This is a genomic window from Mucilaginibacter gilvus, assembly GCF_004054195.1.
GTDB lineage: Bacteria > Bacteroidota > Bacteroidia > Sphingobacteriales > Sphingobacteriaceae > Mucilaginibacter > Mucilaginibacter gilvus.
The window spans coordinates 281,666-305,789 of record NZ_SBIW01000007.1 but is presented as its reverse complement, the minus strand read 5'-3'; the positions used below and the strand labels follow the sequence as shown (position 1 = coordinate 305,789).

Below are 24,124 nucleotides of genomic sequence, written 5' to 3'. Positions count from 1 at the left end.
CCCCGTAATTTATTCTCTACGCTATTTGGTGTTAAGATAAGTTGATGATAAAGTTAATTTACCTCCAAGAAATTCGTCACCCAATGTATTATCCTTCCCCGGCTTACTACTACGAAAATTGTAAGCTTGAGTTCAGAAATAAATAATCTCCATACCATTTTTCCCGGTGTATGACCAACCGAAGTATAACAATGGCGATCTCCAAAACTAAACGCCATTTTACAATTCCACAAAAAACTATAGCAACGAGGTCTGACCTATTTCTGTAGTGATAAAAAGGTCACCAGCGAAGCAAACTCCTCGTACGATAGCGCGTTGGCCAGGCCTGTAGGCATCATAGAGGTTTTCATTTCCTTGCGGGAAAGGATGTCAGCCGCTTTTACGGTGTAAACATTCCCGCCAATATCGCGCATTACAACTTTCTGGGCAGATTCTTCGGTGATAAAACCCATGTAAGTTTTGTTTCCTTTTGCTGTGATGGTTACCGTAGCAAATCCCTGGGAAATGGATGCGCTTGGTTTAAGTACCGATTCGGCAATTTGCTGGCGGGTCATGATAGAGCCTATTTGCCCCATAAACGGCCCTTTCAATTTTTCGCCTTTTTTAATACTATGGCAGGCTATGCAACCCTGTTGAGCGAAAAGCGCTTTCCCCTTAAGCGGGTCGCCTTTGATCTTGGCAAGCGCAAGCATGATATCTTCGATGGATGATTTACCGATCTGCCCTTTTTTATTCCGTATCTTCTCCAGGTCTATCTTTGCTTCCTTAACTACCGGCACCTTTTCTTCGCCACCAAAAGCTAAAATCTCCATTTGGTTGCGTGCATTTAAATCAGCAAAAAATACTTTACCTGTTGGGCTTGCTTTGCTTCGCAAGGTGCTAAGGAATGCCTTTATCTTAGGCGAAGATTCCCAGATGATAGCTTTGTAATATGGCCCGTGCGAATCTGGCCGGGTACTCCACCACCAGGAACCGTCATAGGGCGCCTCGGTTTTGTAAAGCCTGCCCAGGGTAGCCAATATTTGCTCTTTTAGTTTCGGGGTTTTGGCCTTCGCATAAGCAGCTATCACCCCGTCTACAGCTTTGGCATCATGCATGTATCGCAGTGCCCAAAGCGCCAGGGTTGAATGTTCTGTTCCGATGGCGCTTAAACAAGCGCTTACCGCGTTTAAATTTACCAAAGTGCGCACAGCCAGGTGAGGGGTTACAATATCTGCATTCGGTTTAGCGTGCTGTCCTTCCGTTCCTTTTGCGGGCGCTCCGAAAGACGCCGGCACGCGGGTTGCTAAAAGTGCGTTAGCGGCCTCTACCCTGCCAAGGCGACCAAGGCCTACTATAGCTGCCGCTTGTACCCTTGCTGATGGATCTTTAAGGCCATTTATAAAAGGTTCCATCGGTACATTCTGCAAGCGGCCTTTCCTGTCGGTTAGCGCCTTTAAGGCAAACTCTTTCAACTCTTTGTCTGCAGAGAGCTGCACAAGGGCGGGTATGCCGATTTCTCCAGCAATTTGGGCGTAGGTATACACCCCGGCAACGCGCGCGTACAACGGCTGGCCTTTATCGGCTGCAATGACGAGTGCCGCTTTCGCTGCCTCATCAGCCGGACGCGCAAGGAGTTCCTGCGATGCATATAAACGGGTAACCGCACTACCTGATGCAAGTAAATTGCCCAATTCTTTAACCGAAGCGGTTTTCAGGTTTGGGAATGCTTTATATGTCCATCCTGTTGGTACTGCACGTACAACATACCCTTTGGAAGGGTCGCCCGAATAACCTGCACCATCCCAGGCAGAGAGATAAAGCCTTCCCGAACCGTCTACGTCAAGGTCAGTAATTTGGGGTAGCTGGATAAATTCCTCTTGTTTTTGGGTGAAGCTGGCACCGTTTGGTGTTATACGATGGATGTACAGTTCGTTTCTGCCCCAGTCGGCCATCATGGGTACATGGTTGTATTTTTCGGGCCAGGTAGGCTCATCCATAAATAAGGCACCGGTGCCCGATCCGCCGCCTAAATCGGCCAGTGCAGGCAATATCTCGTCGGTAAAATGTTGAAACAACACCGGATAGCCATATTCGCCAGACTGGATATGATGCGAGAACCGGATATTCCAGCCACCGCCGTCGTTGGTATTATCCCGGGTGAAAATGTTCATATACGGGTCTATCGCTACGTCATAAATATTGCGTGTGCCGTGAGAGAAGATCTCCATTTCGGTACCATCAGGCCGCACCCGTACGATGCCGCCACCAAGCATGGTTAGTTTTTTACCCGAACGGTCTATAGCGTCGTGAAAGCCAAAATCGCCCACGGCGATGTAGATCCAGCCATCAATACCCATACGGATACCGTTGGTGGCGTGGTCTGTTCCTCTATCGGCAAGCATATTAGGGTTACTCAAATGTTCAATAACCGGTTGTGATGGGCCGTCGGCAACGCCGTCATGGTCTTTATCTTCAAATACAACCAGGTCCATGCCCGTTGCTTTTTGTGTTTCTTTTGAGAATATGGTATGCAACACGTATACCTTATCGCCTAAAACAAATATCCCGCGCGGATTATCCACCCGCGCAAATTCGGTATGCTGATCTATCTTGCCGTCGTTATCTGCGTCAACCAGTCTCAATATCCTGCCTTTTCCGGGCGCTTTGCCCAATGAGCCCATCATATCTACACCAACAAATATTTCACCGGTGGGCGCTGCTGCAAGGCAGGCGGGGCTTGGAGTAAGTTCCGGGCCGGCAAAGGGCGTAACCGTTAAACCATCGGGCCAGGTTTGCTGCCTGGTTTGCCTTATATCTGCTGATTGTTTATGCACGAGGGTTGAATCGGCAGCAGCATTTACGGACGGTGCGCTATAATATTTTATTAAGCCTAAAAGTATCAGCGAGAAAAACAAGGTGAAGGAGAATTTTAACATTGTAACAGGTGCTTTAAAGCGGCAATATAAAATTTTATCGGCCTATTTAGCCCATTTGTTGTAAAGATGTTACGATATGGTTTTATACGGCTAATATCTTGCTATCTTCCGCCAAAATAATTCGCCTATGTCAACCATTGCATCCCGCAATAAAATACAAACCAGCATTTACGCTGCCGTGGTGGTGTTTTTGGCCTACACCATGATCTTCGGGTTCCGCAAATCATTTACGGTCGCTACCTTTGATGGGATCACCGTTTGGGGGTACAGCTACAAAACCCTGTTGGTAATTAGCCAGGTGTTGGGTTATATGCTGGCCAAATTTTATGGTGTAAAGTATATTGCCGAATTAAAACGGCACGGGCGCTGGGTCACCATATTGGTACTTACCGGCATTTCCTGGTTGAGCTGGCTTTGCTTCGCATTGGTACCGGTACCTTACAATATCATTTTCCTGTTCATCAATGGTTTCCCGCTGGGGATGCTTTGGGGCGTAGTGTTTTCTTATGTGGAAGGGCGGCGCGGTACCGATTTTATTGGCGCTACACTCGCTGTGAGCTTTATTTTCGCGTCGGGTTTTGTACGGTCGGCCGGTGGCTGGCTGATGCTGGAATTTGGCGTTACCGAGTATTGGGTACCGTTCTTTACCGGGCTTTTATTTGCCGGGCCGCTTCTGCTGTTTGTGTTCCTGATGGAGAAAATACCCCCGCCCGATGCCGGGGATATTGCCGAACGGATGGAACGCACACCCATGAGTAAAGCCCAGCGCCAGACTTTTGTACGCGCGTTTTTACCCGGATTGGCAGCCTGTATCCTCATTTATACCTTTGCGACGATCTTCCGCGATATCCGCGATAATTTTGGTGCCGACATGTGGAAGGAAATGGGCTTTTTTAACCAACCCTCCATCTTCTCCAAAACTGAAACACCCATCACGCTTATTATTCTTATCCTCATTGGCAGTATGGTGATGATCCGCGACAGCTACAAAGCGTTGATCACCGCGCATGTATTTATTGGCATGGGCTTTTTGTTAGCCGGCCTATCCACACTGGCATTCGCCGGCGGATATATCGCCCCTATTTGGTGGATGGCGACTGTGGGTTTGGGGCTTTATATGGTTTATATCCCTTTTAACGCTGTCTTTTTCGAGCGACTTATCGCTACATTTAAGTATGCGGGGAATGTTGGTTTTCTGATTTACCTCGCCGACTCCTTTGGCTATATAGGCAGCGTGGGTGTATTACTTTCTAAAGAGATCTTTAAGGTAAAACTCAACTGGGTTTCCTTTTTCTCAAACAGTGTGATGGGTTTATCAGCTATCGGGTTAGTGCTAACGGCGTTCTCTGCCATTTACTTTGCGCGGAAGTACAAGCAAAGTAAGGTGGTTTAGCGAATTCCTTTGCGGATTCGGCTTAACGAAGTAGGTGTAACACCGATGAACGAAGCAAGATATTTTTGCGGGATCTTCTGTAAATATGGCGGCTTCGACATCAAATCGAGGTAGCGTTTTTCGGCGGAATCGCGCTGGAGCGCGGTAAAGCGATCAATCAAATTCAGCACGGCATCCTCCCAAAACTTACGCATCATTTCCTGCATGGTGGGGTACTCAGCATAAAGTCTCGTCAGCTCTGCTTTGGGCAGGTAAAGTATCGTACTATCCTCTATCACCTGTAAAAAGTATTTGGACGGTTTATCACTTATAAAGCTGTAAATATCAATGGCCGATGAGTTTGGGAAAGCAAACCAAACCGAGATCTCTACGTCATCGTCCAGGTAATACAAACGTAAACAGCCTTCCTCCACAAAAACCAGGTCCTGGCATACGGTACCTTCCAGTAAAAGAAAGTCATTTTTGGCGATGCTGCGTTGTTTAAACCGGCCTACAATATCGTCCAGTTCGGCCTCATTAAAGCTGGCATAACTGCTGATAAAGTTTTTGAGTTCGGTCATCCATGTAGTAATTGATCGCTGCTAATTTCAATAAAAAAATCAGTCCGTCCCATAATTATTGTATTTAGTTATCGTGGGATAATTAAGGGCTTATTTCCTAAGGTCTAAGGCCGCGATCTTCCGCTTCAACACCTCCCTATCCCCTTTTGATTTGGTCAGGCCAAGCGCTGTTTTAAAATGCACCACGGCCTTTCCATTATCTATATCGGTATATAATTCCCCCAGCAGCGAGTGGTATAAATGATTACGGCTCAGGTTCAGCTTTTCTGCTTCAATGATTGCTTCCGCCTTGCCATTCGCTTTTGAAAGCGCGTAAGTACGGTTAAGCGCCACAATGGGCGAGTATTGCAAAAATAATAATTGGTTATAAAACTGCAGGATAGTTTCCCATTTTAAAGGTGTATCAGCTTTGATGGTATGCCAATAGGCAATGCCGGCTTCGAGGTGGTATTTGGTAATTGTGCTCCCCTCCCACGAGATCCGGAGAAAATGCTCGCCTTGGTTTATCAATTCCGCGTTCCAAAGGCTTTCGTCCTGATCCTGGTAGAGAACGGTTTCGCCGTTCTGGTTCAGCCTTGCTTCAAATCGCGAAGCGTGGAAACTCATCAGCGCTAGCAAAGCATACACTGCAGACTTGTTAGTTGCCTGGTTTTCGGTAAGTAAATGGGTGAGTCGTAAAGCCTCCAGCGATACTTCTTTGCGTAAGGTAACATCCCGCGCCTGCGAATAATAGCCTTCGTTAAACAGCAGGTAAAGCGTTGCTAAAACAGATTCCAGCCGGTGGTTTATTTCGGCTTCGTTGGGCATTTCTATTTTTACATTGAGTTGCCTTAGTTTCTCTTTGGCCCTGAAGAGCCGTTTATTGATGGTTTCTTTATTGCTCAAAAACGCTGCGGCAATTTCTTCTATCCCGAAACCGCAAAGGATGCGCAGCGACAAGCCTATCTGCGCTTCAGCCGGGATAACGGGATGGCAAATAGCGAACATCATTTGCAACTGGCTATCTTTAATGTTCTGGTCGGATAGGTCGATCTCCAGCTCGTGCAGCTCCGATGCTGCGTTCTGCACCATCGGGACAACTTTTTGGTTGAAAAGCTTATTCCGTTTTAGGTGGTCTTTAGCTTTGTTTTTGGCCACTGTGTATAACCAGGCGGTTGGGTTATCCGGCAATCCCCTGATGCCCCACAATTCTGATGCATGTAAAAATGTATCGCTGGCAATATCTTCGGCTATCTCCATGTTTTCGATGCCAAAGAGCTTACACAATACCGCCGTTATCTTGCGGTATTCATTTCGGAATAAATGCGGTATGAGTTCTTGCTGCTGCATTGTCAGAATCTGAATTTACAGAATGTTAGAATGAACAGAATATTAAATAGCCAGCACGGTATAAATTGATAGCCCGTCCTATGTATCCTGAAAATTCTGTCATTCTGTAAACCCTGATTCAGACAGTTTTAATTACATCACATCAATTTGGCGAACCTCTACGTTGCCGCCAACTAAAAATACAGGGCAACCTTTGGCAATTTCTACGGCTTCGTCAAGCGTTTCGGCTTTTACAATGCTGTAGCCGGCAATTGCTTCTTTTATTTCCATATAAGGGCCATCGGTAACCACGTCGTTAGGTCTCACTACTTTTGCCTCCGGGTTTAGGCGATTGCCTCTATCGGTAAGCTTGTTTTGGGCTGCAATGCTTCCAACCCAATCCATCCACTTTTTGGTAAGGGCCTGCATTTCTTCGGGTGATGCTGTTGTTACGGGAGAAGGGTTGCTTCTGTAGATCAATAAAAAATCTTTCATGATGTTTTGAGTTTAATTGTTAAAACCGAATGACGATCAGCAAAGCAGGGATTGGACAAAGCATCTAAAATTTTTTATTTTTTTGTGCGGCTTGCTGATGCTCTGCCATTTGCACTATCATCGTAGCATCCGCCTTCAGGCAACTTGCAGAGTGTTCCTTATCGCCACCCCAGTTATGGGCAGAAGTGAATTTTATCATTTTTATATCCTCACCAAAATTAGCCTGCACATCCACAATGCCATTTAATGGTTCATTCACAGGGTATCGGTGATGAAAATCCTTATATTCAAATACGGCATCGTCCCCGGGTGGCGGGTATGCCTCCAGTTGTTTTATAAACAAAACATCGTACTCTTTTAATACTTGCATTGATGAAATTACATCATGTTTCACCGCGCTTTTCGCTAAAACAAACAAGGGTACCGAAGCTTGCAAGCCCGGGCCTGGCGGATCTATCGAAGGCGGTATTACCCAATAAGAATTGTAATAAACGCCCTCTGCATAGCCCGATACCTGGGTTTCATAAGAAAACTTTAGTTCGGCAAAAAGCAACCCCTCTTTAGTAACACTTATTTCTCTATCCATTATGTTTTGTGTTAGGCACTAAACATACAGATTTTTAGGCGATTGTAGTAGTCTCGTTAACTTGCCTCCGCAAGTTTTTCGTTCTCCAATAATTTTATCAACGCCTTTTCGGCAATGTTCAATTCCACAGATTTTATATCCTGCTTTTCATCCAGTTCGCTGATGTACTTAAATATAGTGCCTTCCTCGTAGCTTTTAATAACTGTTGGATGCACGTAATATTTTTTGCAAACCGTGCGGGTGTTGCCCAGGTTTATGGCCACCATATCCAGCACGCTTACTATTTTTTTACGACACTCGGTAATGTTATCAAACTCACCGGCCTCTTTAAATGCGTATAAGGCGCTTACACTGCCTGCCCAGGTACGGAAGTCCTTAGCGGTAAAATCTTCGCTGGTGATCTCTTTAAGATAGTTGTTGATATCACCCGATCCAATGGAGCAACGCTCTCCTTGTGCATTATAATATTGAAAGAGGTCTTTACCTGGAATATCACGGCATTGCTTAACCAGGTTGGCCAGTTTACGGCTTTGCAAAGCCACCTTATGGAACACGCCCTTTTTGCCCTTAAATTCAAAGTTTATCCGGGTGCCCTCAATCTTTACGTGCTTGTTCATCAGCGTAGTTAAGCCAAAGGATCCGTACAGTTTCTTATACGATTCATTGCCTACCCTAATGCTGGTTAGTTCCATCAGCCGTACCACCAATGCCACCACTTTTTCGTGGTCGAGGTTATGGCGGGCAAGGTCGTGGTCAACCCGTTCGCGAATTGCGGGCAAATGTGCCGCGAACATTTGCATACGGTGGTATTTAGACTGGTTGCGGATCTTGTTCCAATAAGGGTGATAACGGTACTGCTTACGCCCAGCTGCATCGGTGCCGGTAAACTGCAAATGCCCGTTATCATACGGCGATATCCAAACATGGGTGTACGCCGGTGGTATCACCAGTTTAGTAAAGCGGGCAATTAACTCTTTGTCCTTAACAAGCTCGCCATCAGAATTATAAAAACTCCAGCCTTTGCCCGATTTTTTGCGGGTATACCCAGGTGCCGAATCTGCTATATAACGCAGACCAACCGCTTTTGCAGTAATTTTGGGGTCGCGGCCAATTTTTTCGAGTTTTTTAAGGAGGCGGTTCATGCGAGATATAACACGCTGCGGACTTATAAGTTTTGAAGGCAGAGAGCAGAGTCAAGAGTGTACTGATTTACAGGTTTTTAATTATATTTATCCGTCCCAACCCTGCCTCAAATGGAAGTGATCCCGGTTAAACAATTTGTAGAACAGAACAAGGGGTTAGCTGCATTTCCCGATTGCATGGAGATGGTGAAATGTCTACCAATCATTAGCTGGTAACCAGTGGGTGGAGAGTGCCAGTTGAGAATGGTTAGTAAAACTCTTTTGTTTGGGAAAACCACTCTCTATCTATCACTTACTACTCACTATTATCCACTCACCAATACTCATCACCATTTACAATGAAGTTATAACATATTCCACCTGCTCGGCATGCACGTCCAAATGAGTTACAAAGCGGATGCGGTGTGTATCGGTACTGTTGGCTTTTATACCTTTTGCCTCTAATCGAGCTAAAACCTTTTCTGCAGGTTCCACAGTATCAAAAAGAATAATATTAGTTTCTACCGGTACCACGTTGGTTACCCAACTTTGCTTGCCGAGTTCTTCCGCCAAAATTTGGGCGTGCTTATGGTCTATTTTAAGTCGTTCAACATGATGATCGAGCGCATAGATCCCCGCAGCGGCTAAAAATCCAGCCTGGCGCATTCCTCCGCCCAAAACCTTGCGCAGGCGGCGCGCATATTTAATGGTAGCCTTATCAGCCAGTAAAATCGAACCTACTGGCGCGCCTAAGCCTTTTGACAGGCAAACCGAAATCCCGTCGAAGTAAGTTCCATAGTCGGTAGGTTTATCACCTGTATGGGCAAGCGCGTTAAAAATGCGTGCCCCGTCTAAATGCAATTTTAGGCCTTTTGCTTTACATAATGCTGCAATGGGCTTAATATGCTCTAAGGTGTAGCAGCTGCCGCCACCTTTATTTACGGTATTTTCCAGCACCACCAAACTGGTATGCGGATAATGGATATTGTCGTCGTTGATCTCTGGCGCAATCATTTCCGGCGTGATGATGCCCCGGTAACCGTTAAGCAAACGTGTAGACACCCCCGAATTGAAGGCAATGCCCCCACCCTCGTAACGGTACACATGCGCGGTTTGGTCGGCAATTAATTCATCAAGCGGCTGAGTAAAACATTTGATGGCTATTTGATTTGTCATGGTGCCCGATGGGCAGTAAATAGCAGCTTCCATCCCGAACATTGCCGCAGCTTTTTCCTCCAGCGCGTTCACGGTTTCGTCCTCGCCAAAAACATCATCACCAACTTCGGCGCTCCACATGGCTTCCAGCATGCCGTCAGTAGGTTTTGTTACGGTATCGCTGCGCAGATCAACAGTCATCATATTATTTTGCTAAAAAATGCTTTATTTGTATTCGGTTAGTGTGCCCCCAATTCTAATCATTTTATTTTTTATGATGATGATTGTATCAGCATAATCACAAATATGGCAGTGGGGTTATATACGGCCTAAAGCACACTGATTATAAACATAATTGCTGCTGTAATGAAAGCCCAACCGAAAGTTGTGGAATATATTAAAGCAATTCCGTTTGGGTTGGATAATATAGAAGAGCTTATTGCGTATTTTAACAAACTAAAGGAGCCGATTAAATAATAACGGCCTGCTTTTATTAATACAATAATTTAACAATGCATTTTATAAAATATACTTTTCTTGCGGCAATCCTACTTTCGGCAAGTAGTGCAGCCAATGCCCAAAAATGGCAGCCCGGTCATTTTATTGATGTTAAAGGCGTCCGCTCTGATGGGTTTATTATTGCTAACCCGGGCGGTAACGGCCCAATTAAAAACGAAGGCTTTATTGAGTTTAAGGATGGCGAAAAAACCGAGCCGTATAAATTGAGCACAAGCGATCTGCAATCGTATGTGGTGGGGAAAGATAGTTTTGTAGTGGCACACGCCCCCGGCAACGAGACCTGGGCAAAAAAAGAACTTGATTTTGTACGCGTAGTGGTCAATGAGGAAACCAAGATCTACGCTACACGTGGCGCGGGCAGTGGCAGTGGAACAGGCAAAAAAGTGCGCTTTTCCCCAAGTGTGGGACTTAGCACGGGTGGCGGTGGTTACGGTGGCGGATTGGGCGGTGGTTTAGGCATAAACCTGGGCGGCGGCGGTGGCGGCAGCGTAGATAAATCAAAACTAACGTATTATTACGGCAGCAATACCGCATCCATGCAACATCTTACCGAAAATAATTTTGTTGATGTAATGAGCGAAGCCATGGGCGATGAACCCGAAGCAGTAGAGCAGATCCGCGCGGGTAGGTTCGGCATAGGCAATATTGATAAGCTGGTAGATTACTTTAATAAAGTTAAGGCTTCACATAAGTAAGTCTGCAGGCAGTGATTAGCCTATAACGCATCTCAAATTGAAAGTATTTAAAGGAATCGGGCAATTTCAATTGTCGGATTTCATGAACTTCTGATATGATTAAAAAATCGATAGCAATAGATATGGACGGCGTAATAGCCGATGTGGAACAACAATTTTTGAACTGGTACCACCGCGATTACGGTGTACTTTTCACCAAGGAATATTTAACAGGTAAACAGGAAGCCAACGCTTTCCCCGAAGAAGGCGCAGCGCGCAAATTTGCTTTTACACCCGGTTTCTTTTTAACCCTTCCGGTGATGGACGGGGCTGTAGAAGCCGTTAAAAAACTAATGGAGACCTACGAAGTGTACATTGTATCGGCCGCCATGGAATTCCCGCTGAGCCTGCCCGAAAAACTGGAATGGTTAAAACTGAACTTTCCTTTTATTCATTGGCGTAACGTTATTTTCTGTGGTGATAAAAGCATTATCAATACCGATTTCATGATAGACGATCACCTGAAAAACCTTGATAATTTTAAAGGTAAGCCTATCATGTTCCATGCTTTTCACAACGTTAGTTATAACCACCACGTACGGGCCAATAACTGGGACGAGGTGCTGGCGATATTAAGTGATACTAATTTCACTAATTGAGTTTAGTATGCAGCTAAAATTAATGAAATTCGAACCCGTTCGTGAAATTCGTGCTTATTTCTATTTTGCCTTCTCGCCCAGTGAGAACCAATTGCCGGAATCATCTTTAAACAGCGCTTCAAAACCGTAAAATTCTTTAGTGGGCTTTTTGGTAAACTCCACTCCTTTTGCCTTTAATTCTTCATAAGTGGCAAGCAGGTCGTTACATTCAAAAACGCCGAAACCAAAGGTGCTTTTGCTCACCAGCGCGCGCATTTGTTCCGCTGCATCTTCTTTAAACATCATGCCTTCGTTAATCGCCATCAGGCTTATCTCCAGGCCGGGTTGTTCGGGTGGGCAAACGGTTAACCAGCGCATTCCCGGGCCCATGCTGGCATCGGTATGCACTTTAAAGCCAAGCCTGTTTACATAAAAATCATAAGCACTCTCCTGGTTAAGGACGAAGATGCTAACGTGGTTCATTTTTGTGATCATCGTATTTGTTTATGGGCTAAAGGTCGGCAACCACGGGCTCTTCCTGTTGTTGAAAATTGCGATTTTGCGTCCAGCCATTTTGTTGAGCAAAACAATTTGGAATAAAATTCAATGGCGACTTTTTCATCACAGCGGCACGTTTTAGTTCCGCTTGCTGCCAGGAAGAGGGAGATTTTTTGGTTATCCGTTTAAATAGCGCGGAGAAAGAACTAACACTATCGAACCCAATGGCGTAGCAGACATCGGTAACGGGCATGCCTGTTTTTAGTAACAGTTGCGCGTTATTTATCCGCACAGCCGTTAAATACTGGTGAGGTGTTTTGCCATAAGTGGCTTTAAACAGGCGGATAAAATGAAACTTGGAGAAATAGGCCTCGTCGGCAATAGCATCTAAATTGATGGGCTGATGGTAATGAGTATCAATAAAAAGTTTAGCCTGTACAACGCGTCGGTAGAGATATATTTTTGGAAAAACTGTTGATGCTGATTGGGGCATCAACAAATTTAGCTAATTAAAACAGCACCGGCTATTCCAAAATTGCCTTTATTTCGGCAACAATATCGGCTATAGCTTGCGGCGATCTGATCATTCCGGCATGACCCGCACCCGTGTAATTTTTGCTGCGGATAAACGGGCGATTGCTTAGAAATTCCCGGATGTGGATGTACGGCGAAATCAGATCGGCATCGTCGTAGAGCAATACGTGGTTTAGTTCGGGTCCAAACTGGTAAAGCTGCTCTACATCGTAATGCGATGCAGGCACGCCTACCTTCTCGTTAAAGCTTTGCAGGTAGGTTGCCTGCCTGTCTTCGGCAATGCCAACGGCATTCATGCTACCCTCGAAGTTTTCCTTCAGCCTGATGAGCGGCGTAATGCTGAATAACAACTTTGGTTTAATCCCTGTTAAATTTAAAGCCAGCACATTAGCCATGCCGCCAAGCGAATGGCCTATCATCACATCGGGTGTGCCATACTTTTCACTTACCGCGGCCATGGCCCTTGCAAACAGATCGCCGTTAGATAGTTCGCCTTCCGAACTGCCGTTCCCGGGCACGTCAAAGGCTATTATTGTGGTATCGGGTATTTCGCGAAGCAATGATATCAGTTCGCTAAAATCGGCAGCTTTGGAGCCCCAGCCATGGGTGATGGTAATGAGCCGCGAGCCGCTTCCCCATTTAAAACCATTAAACGTTAAGTTAGCTTGGGTAAATATCCTATCGTAAGCAGTAAGCGAAAATTTCTCAGCCTCGTCCAATAATTGCTGTTGCTGCAGGCGTGCCGGCATCTTTGGCGAGTAGCAAATGAGTTGCCAAAGGAGATCGTTATACTCCGGGGCGGTATCTGCCGTGGCTTTTACCTGGGCTACTATTTGTTTGAATTTTTTCATGGTGACGGATTGTGTCAGCTAAGGAACAACAATTGCATGGTTGCGGGAAATTCGGGTGGTAATAATTTGGTAAAAAAAAGATGAACAAGGGTAATAAACTATCAATGCTTATCGTCGTTCCACAGCACATGATGTTCTAAACTTTCCGGCTGAATAATAACAAAACGCACCAGGTCAAACTCCGCTTTCACCAGGTCTCTTATTCGGTCTATCGCCTTATTTATTTCTTCAGTATCCATATCGGCCTTGAAGGCGACAATAAGCATTAGCAACACCTCAGTTGGCGACTGATAGGTAGACAATATGTGTTGCACTTTTACCACATGGCCGTCGCCCTCAACCATCTGGCAAATTTTATCGCGCGTTTGGGTAGATACCCCTTCGCCCATTAACAGGCTGCGGCTCTCTCTTGCTAAAATTGCTGAGACCACAACCAGTATTAACCCAACCAAAAGCGATGCCACTCCATCGACGTAAGGCTTATTGAACCTGTGACTGATATAAACGCAAATCATCACGATGAACAACCCGGCAACCGCTGCGGCATCTTCAAATAAAACCAGGAAACTGGATGGATCTTTACTTTTAATAACAGCATGCCAAAACGGTGTGGTGCCGCGGATCTGGTTAAATTGTTTTATGGCGATGATCAGCGAAGCCCCTTCAAATACAATAGATAAGCTTAATACGATGTAGTTGATGGTTGGGTCGCCAAGTTCTTCGGGTTTGATAATGTGGGCGATCCCCTGGTAAATGGAAATGCCGCCACCCAGGCCAAAGATCATGATGGATACGATGAACGACCAAAAATACAGCTCCTTACCATAGCCAAAAGGGTGTGTAGCATCGGCCAGTTTTTTGCTGCGATGGATGCCAAGTAGCAAAAACAATTCGTTAACCGTATCTACCACCGAGTGTACGCCCTCAGCGATCATTGCCGCGCTGTTACTGATGCCGCCAGCGATAAACTTAGTTACCGCGATAAGCAGGTTGGCAATAAGCGCCGCGTATATAGATGTTTTGGATGAGGCCATGTTTAGCTGTATAAATCAGCTAAGCGGTCGATTGTTTGCTACGGTGATGGAAATTTATATATTTAGGCGTGCAAATAATTAATACCGGTCCAAACCCGAGCGCGCCCTATTTCAATAAAGGCAAGCGCTATTATAAAATTGGGTTTTATCTTTTCTTGTGGACAATCTTGTATACCCAGCTCGCGAAGGTACTGCCGCAACATCCAATCGTGTCTATTATCAGTGCGCTGTTGGTGGTTGTACCGGTGCTGGCAGAATTTGCATTAGTGCCATTGGCGATAGCAAACATCTTAAAAAGTTATCGTCATAAAGAGCCTTTCAACAAATATCGGATGTTTTACCTCATTGTGTTGATAATTATACTGGCGCTGTTATTAATATTTATACTGGCAATTGTGGGAGATGTCAGGTCTTTATAAAAGTAAAAAACACGCGGCAAATTAGTCCAATGGCAAGGTAAAAGAAAATGTACTGCCATTTCCCCATACACTATCTACGCTGATGTTGCCATCGTGCCGTTTAATGATCTCGGCACTGATGTAAAGCCCAAGGCCGAGGCCGGAGAATTGATGCCCTAGGCCATCTACCCGGTAATATCGGTCGAATAAATGCGGGAGTTTTTCGGGGTTTATACCTATGCCATAATCCTGCACATATACAATAGCCACCCCGTTTTCGCTGCCGAACGTGATATCTACCATCTTCGCTTGAGGAGAATATTTGATGGCGTTATTTACCAGGTTTACCAGTACCTGGTCTATGCGCCGGTAATCGGCATAAACCATTACGTCATCGGGGCCTGTAACGGTTATCAGGTGGCTATCGTCCTGGCTTAAGTGTTCGCAGCTATCTCTTACCAGGTCGCCCAGGTTAAAACGTGTTTTATTTAAAGCCAGTTGCCCCTGCTGTAATTTGGTTACGTTCAGTAGGTCGTCTAACAAATGCACCAGCTTATTTAGGTTATTGCCGGCTTTACCTACAAACAAACGGATTTTGTCGCTTACGTTTTCGGTTTTTATCAACTTCTGCAATATCTGCATAGACGCGTTCAGCGATGTTATCGGCGTTTTCAGTTCATGGCTGGCAACGCTTATAAACTCATCTTTGCGCAACTGTATGTTATGATCTTCGGTAACATCCTGTAACGTTCCGCTAAAACGATAAGCAACACCTTCGGAATTAAAAATTGCCTTGCCTACTGCTTTCACAACCCGTCGGCCTTTGGCCCCCGGCTTTATTATGGAATATTCTATATTATAATTCCCATCCGACCCTTTTTCTAACGCTCGCGCAATGGCCGCGGTAACTCTTTCCCGGTCCCCCTCCGCCATCACATCTATGGCGCGCTGCAGGTCTATCTCATTTGAGGTGGAAACGCCAAACCAATCTTTTAGGCGCTTATTTCCCACAAACCTATTGGTGAAGGGGTTTAAGTCCCAGGTAGCCAGCTCTCCGGCTTCAACGGCAAACTCCAATTCTTTTTTCGCTTCGTTTATTGCATTGTAGGTTTTTACCTTATCGGTAGTTTCATTACAAATAACCAAAACGCCACCGGGTTGGCCGCTTTCATCTATCACGGGGCTGTAACCAAACGTCCAGTACACATCTTCTACTTTATTATTGCGATAAATAGGTATCAGTTGATCTTCGCTCCAGGTTGCATCACCGCCGGCCATCACCTGGTCTATTAGGGGTTTTATAATGGGCCATATTTCGGGCCAGCATTTTTCTCCTTTTTGCCCGAGTGCCTTAGGATGCTTGCCGGTTGCTCCGAGGCTGGGGCGGTAAGCATCATTATAAAACTGAATAAGATCATTCCCCCACCACAAAAACATCGGGAACCTGGATTTAAGAATAATACTGATGGTGGTTAGCAAACTTTGCGACCATTTATCAGGGCTGCCCAGTACGGTGGATTCCCAATCGAACGAACGGGTTAACTCACCCAATTCGCCGCCACCTTGTAAATACATCTGATAATTGGCTGGCGGTAAAACACTTGTCATAAAACTTAATTATAAATTAAGGAAGGGATAAATATATGTAAATAGCTATTCAATTTTACAAGGCAGTACGTTTAGCCTGTAACTTTTTCATTTCAATTACTACCGGGGTTTAAATTTTAGCATCTTTAAGGTTTATCTGCCTTCTATGAAAAAAACACTGTTACCGGCAATCTTATTTATTGCTTGTTTGGGTGCCTCTGCACAAAAAACATCCAAAAAACCACTCGATCAATCTGTATATGATGGCTGGCAAAACATCAGTAACCAATTCATTAGCAACGACGGAAAATCAATATTCTTTGTGATAAAACCACAGGAAGGCGATGCGGACCTGGTGATAACCGATACAAAAAACAAAAACCCTTTCAGGGTGGCCCGGGCCGATACCGCAAGGATTACCGCCGACTCCAAATACGCCGTGTTTATGATCCGTCCGTTTTATAAAGATTTAAGGCAGGCAAAGATCAAGAAGAAAAAGCAAAATGAATTTCCGAATGATACGCTGGGTATTTTGGCGTTGGGAAGCGGGTCAGTAGAAAAAATACCGGCGATCCGCTCCTTTAAAATAGCTGAAAAGGCATCAATAATAGCCTACCTTTCTCCAGCCGACACGGTGAAGAAACCAGAAGCTGGCGATACATCAAAAAAAGCAATTGCTACTACCATTGCACCGCCGGTTAAAGAGGGTGCGGAACTTACGCTGAGGCAGTTAATCAGCGGAAGGTCTCGTGCGTTTAAATACGTGAGTGACTATATATTAAGCAAGAATGGCAAACTGCTGGCCTATTCGGTTACCGCACCCAAGAAATCAAAAGACGTGAAGTCGGGTTTGTTTGTTTACGATATAGAAAAAGACAGTCTGAAAGCCATCAGCACAGGGCGTGGTAATTACCGCAACCTCGCTTTTGATGAAGCAGGTAAACAGCTTGCTTTTACTGCCGAGAAAAACCCGGAAAAAGCGCTGGTAAAACCCTTTAAGCTTTATTATTATAACACCACAAAAGATAGTGCCGATGTAGTTGCCGCACAGGGAAGCGCGGGTATGCCTGCAAACTGGACGGCCAGCGGCGATGGTAAGGTATACTTTAGCAAAAACGGCACAAACCTGTTTTTCGGAACAGCACCAATACCAAAGCCAGCTGACACTACCCTGGTGGATTTTGAACTGGCAAGGCTGGACATCTGGAATTATAAGGACGACTACCTGCAACCTTACCAACTAAAGAACCTGCAAAAAGAATTAAAAAGAAGTTACCTCGCGGTAATCCAACCCAATGAAGGTAATCGAAAATTAATTCAATTGGGCGACGAAAATATCAGGGATATTGCTGTACCTGATAATAACGATGGCGGTTATGTTTTAGGGTTGGTTGATACAGGTTCACGTGTGCAATCGCAATGGGAAGGCGGCAGTAACCAGGAGGCATTTTTGGTCAATACAAAAACTGGCGAACGTACCCGTATCAACAATAGCGCGAAAGCCAGTTATCGCATTTCACCGGGTGGTAATTATGTGATCTGGTTCGATTCCAAAGGCCAAAACTGGCACTCTTATACTATTGCTACACGCAAGAAGTTGAATTTAACCGCGGCGACAGGCGTAAAAATGGGCGACGAAGAAAATGACGTACCCGATGACCCCGGCCCTTACGGCATTGCCGGTTGGGAAAAGGGCGATAAAAATGTACTGATCTACGATAGATATGACATCTGGAGTATAGACCCGGCAACAGGTCATACGGTTAACCTCACCAACCACATCGGTCGGCAAAATAAGATCAAGTTCCGCTACAGCCCAACCGACAGTGAGGAGAAATTTATCCCCTCAAAAAAAACGCTTTGGCTCCTCGCGCAAAACGAAGAAAATAAGCAGTGGGGTTATTATACAAAAACACTTGGTACCGAGGCCGATCCGGCTAAGATTATTGTAGCGCCGTTAACTTACAGCAGTTTGCAAAAAGCCAAAAATGCTGATGTATTTATCTACACCAAATCGAGCTATACGCAATCGCCAAACCTATATGTATCTGCCGATTTAAAAAAGGAATTAAAATTGAGCGCCATAAACCTGCAGCAAGCCGAATATAATTGGGGAACCGCGGAACTGGTGCAATGGACAACACCAAAAGGTTACAAGTCGAAAGGCATCCTCTATAAACCCGAAGACTTCGACCCGGCTAAGAAATACCCGATGATAGCCTATTTTTATGAAAAGCTAAGCGATGGGTTATATGGTTATGTCCCGCCCGCTCCTACGCCATCCCGTCTGCCTATCTCCTGGTTTGTGAGCAACGGTTACTTAGTTTTCGCGCCGGATATCAGCTACATTAACGGGCACCCGGGTGCATCAGCTGTAGAGTTTGTAAACTCCGGCGTGGAAGCTTTAAAGAAAAATGCGTGGGTTGATGCAGCGCACATTGGCATACAGGGCCAAAGCTGGGGAGGTTACCAGGTTGCTTACCTCATCACCCAAACCAATATGTACGCTGCCGCATGGGCCGGTGCGCCGGTGGCTAACATGACCTCCGCCTATGGTGGTATTCGTTGGGAAAGTGGCGTGAACCGCCAGTTTCAGTACGAAAAAACACAAAGCCGCATAGGTGCTACCCTTTGGGAGAAGCCGGAACTATATATAGAGAACTCGCCATTATTTCAGTTCCCTAAGGTAAAAACACCTGTTGTGGTTATGAGTAACGATGCCGATGGCGCCGTGCCATGGTACCAGGGTATTGAAATGTTCACCGCGCTGCGCCGTTTAGGTAAACCCGTTTGGCTGCTGCAATATAACGACGAGGCCCACAACCTGGTAAAACGCCAGAACCGCAAAGACATCAGCATCCGCGAAGCGCAATTCTTCGGGCACTATTTAAAAGGCGAGCCAATGCCAGTTTGGATGGATAAAGGGGTCCCTGCAGTGAATAAGGGTAAAGATTGGGGATTGGAGTTGGAGAAGTAGTTATCAGTTTTAGTGATGGGTTTTGAGTTGGGAACTTATCACTTAAAACTATTCCAAATAATAATGCCTGATAGAATTTAACCTGTCATCCAGTTCATACACCCATGGTGTAGCGGTTGGGATATCCAGTTTGGTTACGTCCTCGTCGCTTAGGTTTTCGATGTATTGGATAAGGGCGCGTAGGCTGTTGCCATGGGCGCAGATAATCACTTTCTTATTATCTTTTATAGCGGGTACAATATGCTCATGCCAAAACGGGAGCACGCGGTCCATCGTTTGGCTTAGGTTCTCCGTTAGCGGGAGTTCGCGATACGTCAGATCGTTATACCTGAGGTAATGCCCAGGGAAGCGTTCGTCCTGCTCGGTGATGGCGGGCGGCTGTTCGTGCGGATCGCGACGCCATTTGTGTACCTGCTCTTCGCCGTATCGGGCAACGGTTTCTTCCTTGTTCAGGCCTTGCAGGGCGCCGTAAAAACGCTCGTTCAGCCGCCATGATTTATGCACGGGGATCCACAAGTGTTCCAGTTCTTCCAGCACAAAATGCATCGTTTTGATGGATCGTTTAAGTACAGAGGTAAACCCCATGTCAAAGGTATAGCCGTTATCGGCCAGTAGCTTCCCTGCCCGGCGCGCCTGGTTAAACCCCTCTTCTGATAAGTCTACGTCCGCCCAGCCGGTAAAACGGTTCTCTTTATTCCAAACACTTTCGCCGTGGCGAATTAAAACGAGTTTCTGCATATATGATAAGGTTAACGCCCGCGCAGCAATTCAGTTTAAATTTAATTGTTAATTAACGGTAATTAAATTAGATTGCAAGCATAAACCAAATTAAAAACCTTTTATCCATGATCCCAACTACTCCTGTTGTTGTGAAGGATGGCATAGCCAACCCTGCACCACTCGGCCTTTGCGCCTTCGGTATGACCACCGTTTTACTGAACATTCATAACGCCGGCTTTTACGAAATGAATACCATGATCCTGGGTATGGGGATCTTCTATGGCGGACTGGCCCAGGTTATAGCAGGTGTAATAGAAGCAAAAAAGAATAACACCTTCGGGCTGACTGCGTTCACTTCTTATGGATTCTTCTGGTTATCGCTGGTTGGGCTGATCGTTATGCCAAAATTAGGTTGGGGAACCAAACCAGCCGAAGGCGCTATGGTGGCGTACCTCAGCATTTGGGGATTTTTCACCTTTTGCCTGTTTTTTGGCACGTTAAAACTAAACCGTGCACTGCAATTTATTTTTGCATCGTTAACCGTATTATTTGCCCTGCTGGCCATTGGCGATGCAACGGGTAATAAAAGCATTACTACTTTAGCGGGGTATGAAGGTATCATCTGCGGTTTGTCGGCTATCTACACAGGCATTGCCGGTGTAATGAACGAGGTTTACGGCCGGGTAGTTATGCCAATCGGGCCTGTGGAAGGTAAATAATGATACCCATACGGTTTATACCAACGATTTGAAGCCGATAGGACATATTCATATTTCGAATAAAAAAGCTAAAAAAGTGTAAACCCACCATATTTAATAATTAATTGATTATCAGATATTTAAACAATTTTAACATTGAATTGTGTAAACTTTTGTAAACCTTTTCTGAGCTGCGCTTCCTTCGGGAAGGCAGCTTGCCTTTGTTGTTTGTAGGCCTTTGGTGACAGACCAAATTTTTTCCGCTAAATTGCAGCCGTGAAAGATCTCAAAAAATACTACATCATACCGGCCACGCCCGAGGAGCTTTACATGGCGCTCACCAACCCTATAACCATACAATTATGGACGGGCGAGGAAGCCGAAATGTCCACCGTTGCCGGTTCGGAATTTTCTATGTGGGAAGGCAGCATTGTGGGTAAGAACCTGGAATTTGAAGAGAACAAGAAAATAGTACAGCAATGGTATTTCGACGGGCAGCCCGAGGAATCCATTGTCACCATAAAACTGCATACCGATAAGCAAGGCACTTCGGTTGAACTGAAGCACACGAATATCCCCGATGGTGATTATAACGATATCCTTGATGGTTGGAACGACGCTTATTTTGGCAGCCTGGCAGATTTCTTTTCCGAAGGGTAGGTTTATCAGCAAATTAGCCTTACCCGGCGTTTTGGCGTATCTTTGCGGCTCCTGATCAAAAATCTATGATAAAGCAAGCGCTCCAAAAACTTAATATTGAAAAATTAAACCCGATGCAGGAAGCTGCTATCGACGCCGCCAAAAAAGGCGATGTGATACTGCTTTCGCCGACCGGATCGGGTAAAACACTTGGTTTTTTATTGCCCTTACTTAGCCTGCTGGATCCTGAGGTATCTACTGTACAGGTTTTGATATTAGTCCCCTCGCGGGAACTTGCTTTGCAGATAGAGCAGGTTTTCCGTTCGATAGGCAGCGGTTTTAAAGTAAACTGTTGCTACGGTGGGCACCCGGTTAGGACAGAGATAAAAAACCTGTCGCAGCCACCTGCGGTACTGATCGGTACACCTGGCCGCATAGGCCACCACCTGCGCCGCGAAACTTTTGATACCGATACCATTGTTACGCTGATACTGGATGAGTTTGATAAAGCCCTGGAGTATGGTTTTCAGGAAGACATGGCTTACATTATTGGACAATTGCGGAGCGTGCGTAGGCGCATCCTTACTTCTGCCACGCAAATGGACGAGATCCCGCGCTTTACCGGGATCCATAAACCGGTTACTCTAAATTACCTTGATAATACTCCGACCATATCTAAACTTACCCAAAAAGTAGTGGTGGCCGAGGCAGCCGATAAACTGGAAGCTTTGTTTGCGTTGATCTGCAAAATTGGCGATAAAGCAACACTTGTTTTTTGTAACCACCGCGAAGCCGTAGAGCGCATCAGCGATACCCTTTGGGATAATGGATTACCAAATGATATTTTCCATGGTGGCATGGAACAGGACGACCGTGAACGTGCCCTGATCAAATTCCGCAACGGCAGTCACCGCATCCTGATCACTACTGATCTGGCTTCGCGCGGACTGGATATTCCCGAGATAGAACACGTGATACACTACCAATTACCGCATAATGAAGAGGCTTTCACCCACCGCAATGGCCGTACCGCCCGTATGCACGCTACGGGTACCTCCTACTTAATGCTTGGCCCCGGAGAAAAGCCCGCGTACTTAAAAGAACTGCCGGAGGTGGAAGATCTAAGCGGCGATATTGTTATCCCGCAACCGTCACAATGGACCACGCTATACCTCGCCGCAGGTAAAAAAGACAAAGTGAACAAAGTGGATATTGTCGGTCTACTCTTAAAAAAAGGTGATTTAGATAAAGAAGACCTGGGTTTGATTGAGGTACTCGACTTCTCATCATACGCCGCGGTAAAACGTAAACATGCCGACCGCGTGGTAACGCTTGTTAAAAATGAGAAAATAAAGGGTAAGAAGGTTAAGATAGAGGTTTCGAAGTAATAACCCTTATTAAATAAATAACGCTAAAAAGGTATCTGATGGGTAAGTTTTTTCTGATTTTTATAGGGATTGTTTTTATTGCTCAGACTGATAAAGCACAGCCTAATCCCAAAGTCTGGACGCCAAAATATGAGGTGGGTTTGTATAATTACTTAGACTCTACCTCTAAATCGGTAATGCCCGACCCGGTAAAGCGAAAAAAATATGTTGTATTTCTGGTGCGCAGGATTAAAGAAGGAATCCCGAATGGTATAAATTCTGTTTCTAAAGATAGCCTTCAATCCTTACATATTAGAGTGGAGCGTGAATACGCCATACAGGAACATAATACCGGCAACGCCGATTTAGTGCCCTTTTATGAAAAATGGTCGCCCTACACCGAGAAAGCATTTCGCCAAAATTACGTTGCCATTTTAGGACCGAAATATCCGGCTACCGTGAATAAATTTTGCGATTGTGTTATTGGAAAACTAAAGAAAATTTACCCGGACTCGGTTTTGTTACCCTTACCAAAGGATATTAATAAAAAGGTTTCCAAGGAATGCCTGGATGTGCTTCAAACTCCCTGATAAGCATTTAGCTGAATCCTTTAAATTTCTCGCGCAGGAACTCACCGCTACAAACTTTAGGCTATTATATATTGTGATAAGGTTTAGGTTTTGCATCGCAATATTTACCTGTAAGATGCAGCCTTCACAGCAATTCCATAAATTATTTTTATTTTTTTTTGCGGCGGGGGAAATCGATCTTTAAAAAAAGCTTCAGGATAAAATAATTATTCCTTAACAGATTGGCTGGGCTGCTTTTGCGTAAATAAAAGTATCTTAGCAGCACTAAATAAACCATTATGAAAAAAATATCACTTTTACTTACGGTAATTGTATTAACCTGTACAGCTGCGTTTGCGCAAATAACCCGCGAGCAGTCTGTTGCCGAATGGACACGCGCAAAAGCGTACACAAAAGCTTATTTGGATGCTATGCCTGCTGATGGCTACGCCTTAAAACCAACCCCCGAAATGCGTAATTTTGCACAGCAAATGCTGCATTTAGCCGACGGTAATTACGGTTTAGTTACAACCGCAAGCGGCAAGGATAGCCCGCTTGGAAAGGGTGTATCTGCTGAGAAAACCATAGCCCAAACCAAAGAGGCAACTTCAAAAGCTGTTTTGGATAGCTACGATTTTGTGATCGCTACCATACAAGGTATGACCGACGCGCAGATGCAGGAAGAAGTTGCTATGGGTCCTACACGTAAATCCACCCGTGGGTTGATTTTGGCCAAGACATTTGAACACCAAACACATCACCGTGGCCAAACTACCGTTTACCTGCGTTTAAAAGGTGTAACCCCTCCTCAGGAAATGCTGTTCTAAGAGATTTCTCCCGCTACAAAAATGCCGCTCCGTTACAAACCGGGGCGGCATTTTTTGT

At 45.3% G+C, this 24,124-nt stretch carries 23 protein-coding genes; 10 read left to right on the top strand and 13 right to left on the bottom strand.

Features of this window, described 5'->3' with window-relative positions; genetic code table 11:
* Positions 1 to 257 precede the first annotated feature (257 nt).
* Positions 258 to 2,918 carry a DUF7133 domain-containing protein gene (locus EPL05_RS15640; protein WP_128534913.1) on the bottom strand — a complete coding sequence of 887 codons (2,661 nt, stop codon included), beginning with the start codon at positions 2,916 to 2,918 and terminating at the stop codon, positions 258 to 260.
* A gap of 127 nt (positions 2,919 to 3,045) precedes the next feature.
* Between EPL05_RS15640 and EPL05_RS15635 the strand changes: the two genes are divergently transcribed.
* Entirely contained in the window at positions 3,046 to 4,311 is a 1,266-nt protein-coding gene (locus EPL05_RS15635; protein WP_128534912.1) for a DUF5690 family protein, read from the top strand.
* On the opposite strand, the gene EPL05_RS15630 is transcribed toward EPL05_RS15635, so the two are convergent.
* From EPL05_RS15630 to EPL05_RS15605, 6 genes are all read right to left on the bottom strand, one after another.
* A complete protein-coding gene (locus EPL05_RS15630) occupies positions 4,308 to 4,871 on the bottom strand; it encodes a Crp/Fnr family transcriptional regulator (RefSeq protein WP_128534911.1) in 564 nt (187 codons plus the stop codon). The genes EPL05_RS15635 and EPL05_RS15630 overlap by 4 nt on opposite strands.
* 90 nt (positions 4,872 to 4,961) lie before the next feature.
* A complete protein-coding gene (locus EPL05_RS15625; protein ID WP_128534910.1) occupies positions 4,962 to 6,200 on the bottom strand; it encodes an RNA polymerase sigma factor in 1,239 nt (412 codons plus the stop codon).
* Between the two features lie 132 nt (positions 6,201 to 6,332).
* Positions 6,333 to 6,674, bottom strand: coding sequence for a YciI family protein (locus EPL05_RS15620; protein WP_128534909.1), 342 nt, complete (start codon positions 6,672 to 6,674; stop codon positions 6,333 to 6,335).
* 64 nt (positions 6,675 to 6,738) lie between these two features.
* The gene (locus EPL05_RS15615) at positions 6,739 to 7,260 is read right to left on the bottom strand and encodes a hypothetical protein (RefSeq protein WP_128534908.1); all 522 of its coding nucleotides are present in this window, start codon (positions 7,258 to 7,260) and stop codon (positions 6,739 to 6,741) included.
* Positions 7,261 to 7,316: 56 nt separating this feature from the next.
* Entirely contained in the window at positions 7,317 to 8,402 is a 1,086-nt protein-coding gene (locus tag EPL05_RS15610; protein ID WP_128534907.1) for a DNA topoisomerase IB, read from the bottom strand.
* 333 nt (positions 8,403 to 8,735) lie between these two features.
* Positions 8,736 to 9,740 carry a threonine aldolase family protein gene (locus EPL05_RS15605; RefSeq protein ID WP_317127893.1) on the bottom strand — a complete coding sequence of 335 codons (1,005 nt, stop codon included), beginning with the start codon at positions 9,738 to 9,740 and terminating at the stop codon, positions 8,736 to 8,738.
* 308 nt (positions 9,741 to 10,048) lie between these two features.
* Between EPL05_RS15605 and EPL05_RS15600 the strand changes: the two genes are divergently transcribed.
* Both EPL05_RS15600 and EPL05_RS15595 read left to right on the top strand, forming a co-directional pair.
* Positions 10,049 to 10,750, top strand: a complete 702-nt coding sequence (locus EPL05_RS15600) for a hypothetical protein (protein WP_128534906.1) — start codon at positions 10,049 to 10,051, stop codon at positions 10,748 to 10,750.
* Positions 10,751 to 10,845: 95 nt separating this feature from the next.
* Positions 10,846 to 11,388 carry a 5' nucleotidase, NT5C type gene (locus EPL05_RS15595; protein ID WP_128534905.1) on the top strand — a complete coding sequence of 181 codons (543 nt, stop codon included), beginning with the start codon at positions 10,846 to 10,848 and terminating at the stop codon, positions 11,386 to 11,388.
* A gap of 60 nt (positions 11,389 to 11,448) precedes the next feature.
* Here the strand turns inward: EPL05_RS15595 and EPL05_RS15590 are convergent, their stop codons facing one another.
* The 4 genes from EPL05_RS15590 to EPL05_RS15575 all read right to left on the bottom strand — a co-directional run bounded on the left by EPL05_RS15590 (position 11,449) and on the right by EPL05_RS15575 (position 14,284).
* Positions 11,449 to 11,862 carry a VOC family protein gene (locus EPL05_RS15590; protein ID WP_128534904.1) on the bottom strand — a complete coding sequence of 138 codons (414 nt, stop codon included), beginning with the start codon at positions 11,860 to 11,862 and terminating at the stop codon, positions 11,449 to 11,451.
* Between the two features lie 16 nt (positions 11,863 to 11,878).
* Positions 11,879 to 12,358, bottom strand: a complete 480-nt coding sequence (locus tag EPL05_RS15585; protein ID WP_128534903.1) for a helix-turn-helix domain-containing protein — start codon at positions 12,356 to 12,358, stop codon at positions 11,879 to 11,881.
* Between the two features lie 31 nt (positions 12,359 to 12,389).
* Complete coding sequence (locus EPL05_RS15580) at positions 12,390 to 13,250, bottom strand: alpha/beta fold hydrolase (RefSeq protein ID WP_128534902.1); 861 nt, start codon at positions 13,248 to 13,250, stop codon at positions 12,390 to 12,392.
* Between the two features lie 101 nt (positions 13,251 to 13,351).
* A complete protein-coding gene (locus EPL05_RS15575; RefSeq protein WP_128534901.1) occupies positions 13,352 to 14,284 on the bottom strand; it encodes a cation diffusion facilitator family transporter in 933 nt (310 codons plus the stop codon).
* Between the two features lie 209 nt (positions 14,285 to 14,493).
* Here EPL05_RS15575 and EPL05_RS15570 point away from each other — a divergent pair, with 209 nt between their 5' ends.
* Entirely contained in the window at positions 14,494 to 14,703 is a 210-nt protein-coding gene (locus EPL05_RS15570; RefSeq protein WP_128534900.1) for a hypothetical protein, read from the top strand.
* 21 nt (positions 14,704 to 14,724) lie between these two features.
* On the opposite strand, the gene EPL05_RS15565 is transcribed toward EPL05_RS15570, so the two are convergent.
* Positions 14,725 to 16,290 (bottom strand): PAS domain-containing sensor histidine kinase, encoded by a 1,566-nt coding sequence (locus EPL05_RS15565; RefSeq protein WP_128534899.1) that lies wholly within the window; start codon positions 16,288 to 16,290, stop codon positions 14,725 to 14,727.
* A 145-nt stretch (positions 16,291 to 16,435) separates the two neighbouring features.
* Between EPL05_RS15565 and EPL05_RS15560 the strand changes: the two genes are divergently transcribed.
* Complete coding sequence (locus EPL05_RS15560; protein ID WP_128534898.1) at positions 16,436 to 19,246, top strand: alpha/beta hydrolase family protein; 2,811 nt, start codon at positions 16,436 to 16,438, stop codon at positions 19,244 to 19,246.
* A 48-nt stretch (positions 19,247 to 19,294) separates the two neighbouring features.
* Here EPL05_RS15560 and gpmA read toward each other — a convergent pair whose 3' ends face one another.
* Positions 19,295 to 19,984 (bottom strand): 2,3-diphosphoglycerate-dependent phosphoglycerate mutase, encoded by a 690-nt coding sequence (gene gpmA, locus EPL05_RS15555; protein WP_128534897.1) that lies wholly within the window; start codon positions 19,982 to 19,984, stop codon positions 19,295 to 19,297.
* Positions 19,985 to 20,091: 107 nt separating this feature from the next.
* On the opposite strand from gpmA, the gene EPL05_RS15550 reads away from it, so the two are divergent.
* The 5 genes from EPL05_RS15550 to EPL05_RS15530 all read left to right on the top strand — a co-directional run bounded on the left by EPL05_RS15550 (position 20,092) and on the right by EPL05_RS15530 (position 24,066).
* The gene (locus EPL05_RS15550) at positions 20,092 to 20,685 is read left to right on the top strand and encodes an acetate uptake transporter (protein WP_128534896.1); all 594 of its coding nucleotides are present in this window, start codon (positions 20,092 to 20,094) and stop codon (positions 20,683 to 20,685) included.
* Between the two features lie 255 nt (positions 20,686 to 20,940).
* Positions 20,941 to 21,324 carry an SRPBCC domain-containing protein gene (locus tag EPL05_RS15545; RefSeq protein WP_128534895.1) on the top strand — a complete coding sequence of 128 codons (384 nt, stop codon included), beginning with the start codon at positions 20,941 to 20,943 and terminating at the stop codon, positions 21,322 to 21,324.
* A 65-nt stretch (positions 21,325 to 21,389) separates the two neighbouring features.
* Entirely contained in the window at positions 21,390 to 22,691 is a 1,302-nt protein-coding gene (locus tag EPL05_RS15540; protein ID WP_128534894.1) for a DEAD/DEAH box helicase, read from the top strand.
* A 38-nt stretch (positions 22,692 to 22,729) separates the two neighbouring features.
* Positions 22,730 to 23,260, top strand: coding sequence for a hypothetical protein (locus EPL05_RS15535; RefSeq protein ID WP_128534893.1), 531 nt, complete (start codon positions 22,730 to 22,732; stop codon positions 23,258 to 23,260).
* A 278-nt stretch (positions 23,261 to 23,538) separates the two neighbouring features.
* Positions 23,539 to 24,066 carry a DinB family protein gene (locus EPL05_RS15530; protein ID WP_128534892.1) on the top strand — a complete coding sequence of 176 codons (528 nt, stop codon included), beginning with the start codon at positions 23,539 to 23,541 and terminating at the stop codon, positions 24,064 to 24,066.
* Positions 24,067 to 24,124 lie beyond the last annotated feature (58 nt).

Excerpts from the sequence above, each read along its gene's own strand:
- EPL05_RS15620 (WP_128534909.1), bottom strand. The coding sequence starts at position 6,674 with ATGAAAGATTTTTTATTGATCTACAGAAGCAACCCTTCTCCCGTAACA.
- EPL05_RS15530 (WP_128534892.1), top strand. The coding sequence starts at position 23,539 with ATGAAAAAAATATCACTTTTACTTACGGTAATTGTATTAACCTGTACA.
- EPL05_RS15635 (WP_128534912.1), top strand. The coding sequence starts at position 3,046 with ATGTCAACCATTGCATCCCGCAATAAAATACAAACCAGCATTTACGCT.
- EPL05_RS15590 (WP_128534904.1), bottom strand. The coding sequence starts at position 11,862 with ATGATCACAAAAATGAACCACGTTAGCATCTTCGTCCTTAACCAGGAG.
- EPL05_RS15600 (WP_128534906.1), top strand. The coding sequence starts at position 10,049 with ATGCATTTTATAAAATATACTTTTCTTGCGGCAATCCTACTTTCGGCA.
- EPL05_RS15535 (WP_128534893.1), top strand. The coding sequence starts at position 22,730 with ATGGGTAAGTTTTTTCTGATTTTTATAGGGATTGTTTTTATTGCTCAG.
- EPL05_RS15605 (WP_317127893.1), bottom strand. The coding sequence starts at position 9,740 with ATGATGACTGTTGATCTGCGCAGCGATACCGTAACAAAACCTACTGAC.
- EPL05_RS15630 (WP_128534911.1), bottom strand. The coding sequence starts at position 4,871 with ATGACCGAACTCAAAAACTTTATCAGCAGTTATGCCAGCTTTAATGAG.
- EPL05_RS15610 (WP_128534907.1), bottom strand. The coding sequence starts at position 8,402 with ATGAACCGCCTCCTTAAAAAACTCGAAAAAATTGGCCGCGACCCCAAA.
- EPL05_RS15615 (WP_128534908.1), bottom strand. The coding sequence starts at position 7,260 with ATGGATAGAGAAATAAGTGTTACTAAAGAGGGGTTGCTTTTTGCCGAA.
- gpmA (WP_128534897.1), bottom strand. The coding sequence starts at position 19,984 with ATGCAGAAACTCGTTTTAATTCGCCACGGCGAAAGTGTTTGGAATAAA.
- EPL05_RS15540 (WP_128534894.1), top strand. The coding sequence starts at position 21,390 with ATGATAAAGCAAGCGCTCCAAAAACTTAATATTGAAAAATTAAACCCG.
- EPL05_RS15575 (WP_128534901.1), bottom strand. The coding sequence starts at position 14,284 with ATGGCCTCATCCAAAACATCTATATACGCGGCGCTTATTGCCAACCTG.
- EPL05_RS15550 (WP_128534896.1), top strand. The coding sequence starts at position 20,092 with ATGATCCCAACTACTCCTGTTGTTGTGAAGGATGGCATAGCCAACCCT.
- EPL05_RS15625 (WP_128534910.1), bottom strand. The coding sequence starts at position 6,200 with ATGCAGCAGCAAGAACTCATACCGCATTTATTCCGAAATGAATACCGC.
- EPL05_RS15585 (WP_128534903.1), bottom strand. The coding sequence starts at position 12,358 with ATGCCCCAATCAGCATCAACAGTTTTTCCAAAAATATATCTCTACCGA.
- EPL05_RS15560 (WP_128534898.1), top strand. The coding sequence starts at position 16,436 with ATGAAAAAAACACTGTTACCGGCAATCTTATTTATTGCTTGTTTGGGT.
- EPL05_RS15565 (WP_128534899.1), bottom strand. The coding sequence starts at position 16,290 with ATGACAAGTGTTTTACCGCCAGCCAATTATCAGATGTATTTACAAGGT.
- EPL05_RS15580 (WP_128534902.1), bottom strand. The coding sequence starts at position 13,250 with ATGAAAAAATTCAAACAAATAGTAGCCCAGGTAAAAGCCACGGCAGAT.
- EPL05_RS15640 (WP_128534913.1), bottom strand. The coding sequence starts at position 2,918 with ATGTTAAAATTCTCCTTCACCTTGTTTTTCTCGCTGATACTTTTAGGC.
- EPL05_RS15595 (WP_128534905.1), top strand. The coding sequence starts at position 10,846 with ATGATTAAAAAATCGATAGCAATAGATATGGACGGCGTAATAGCCGAT.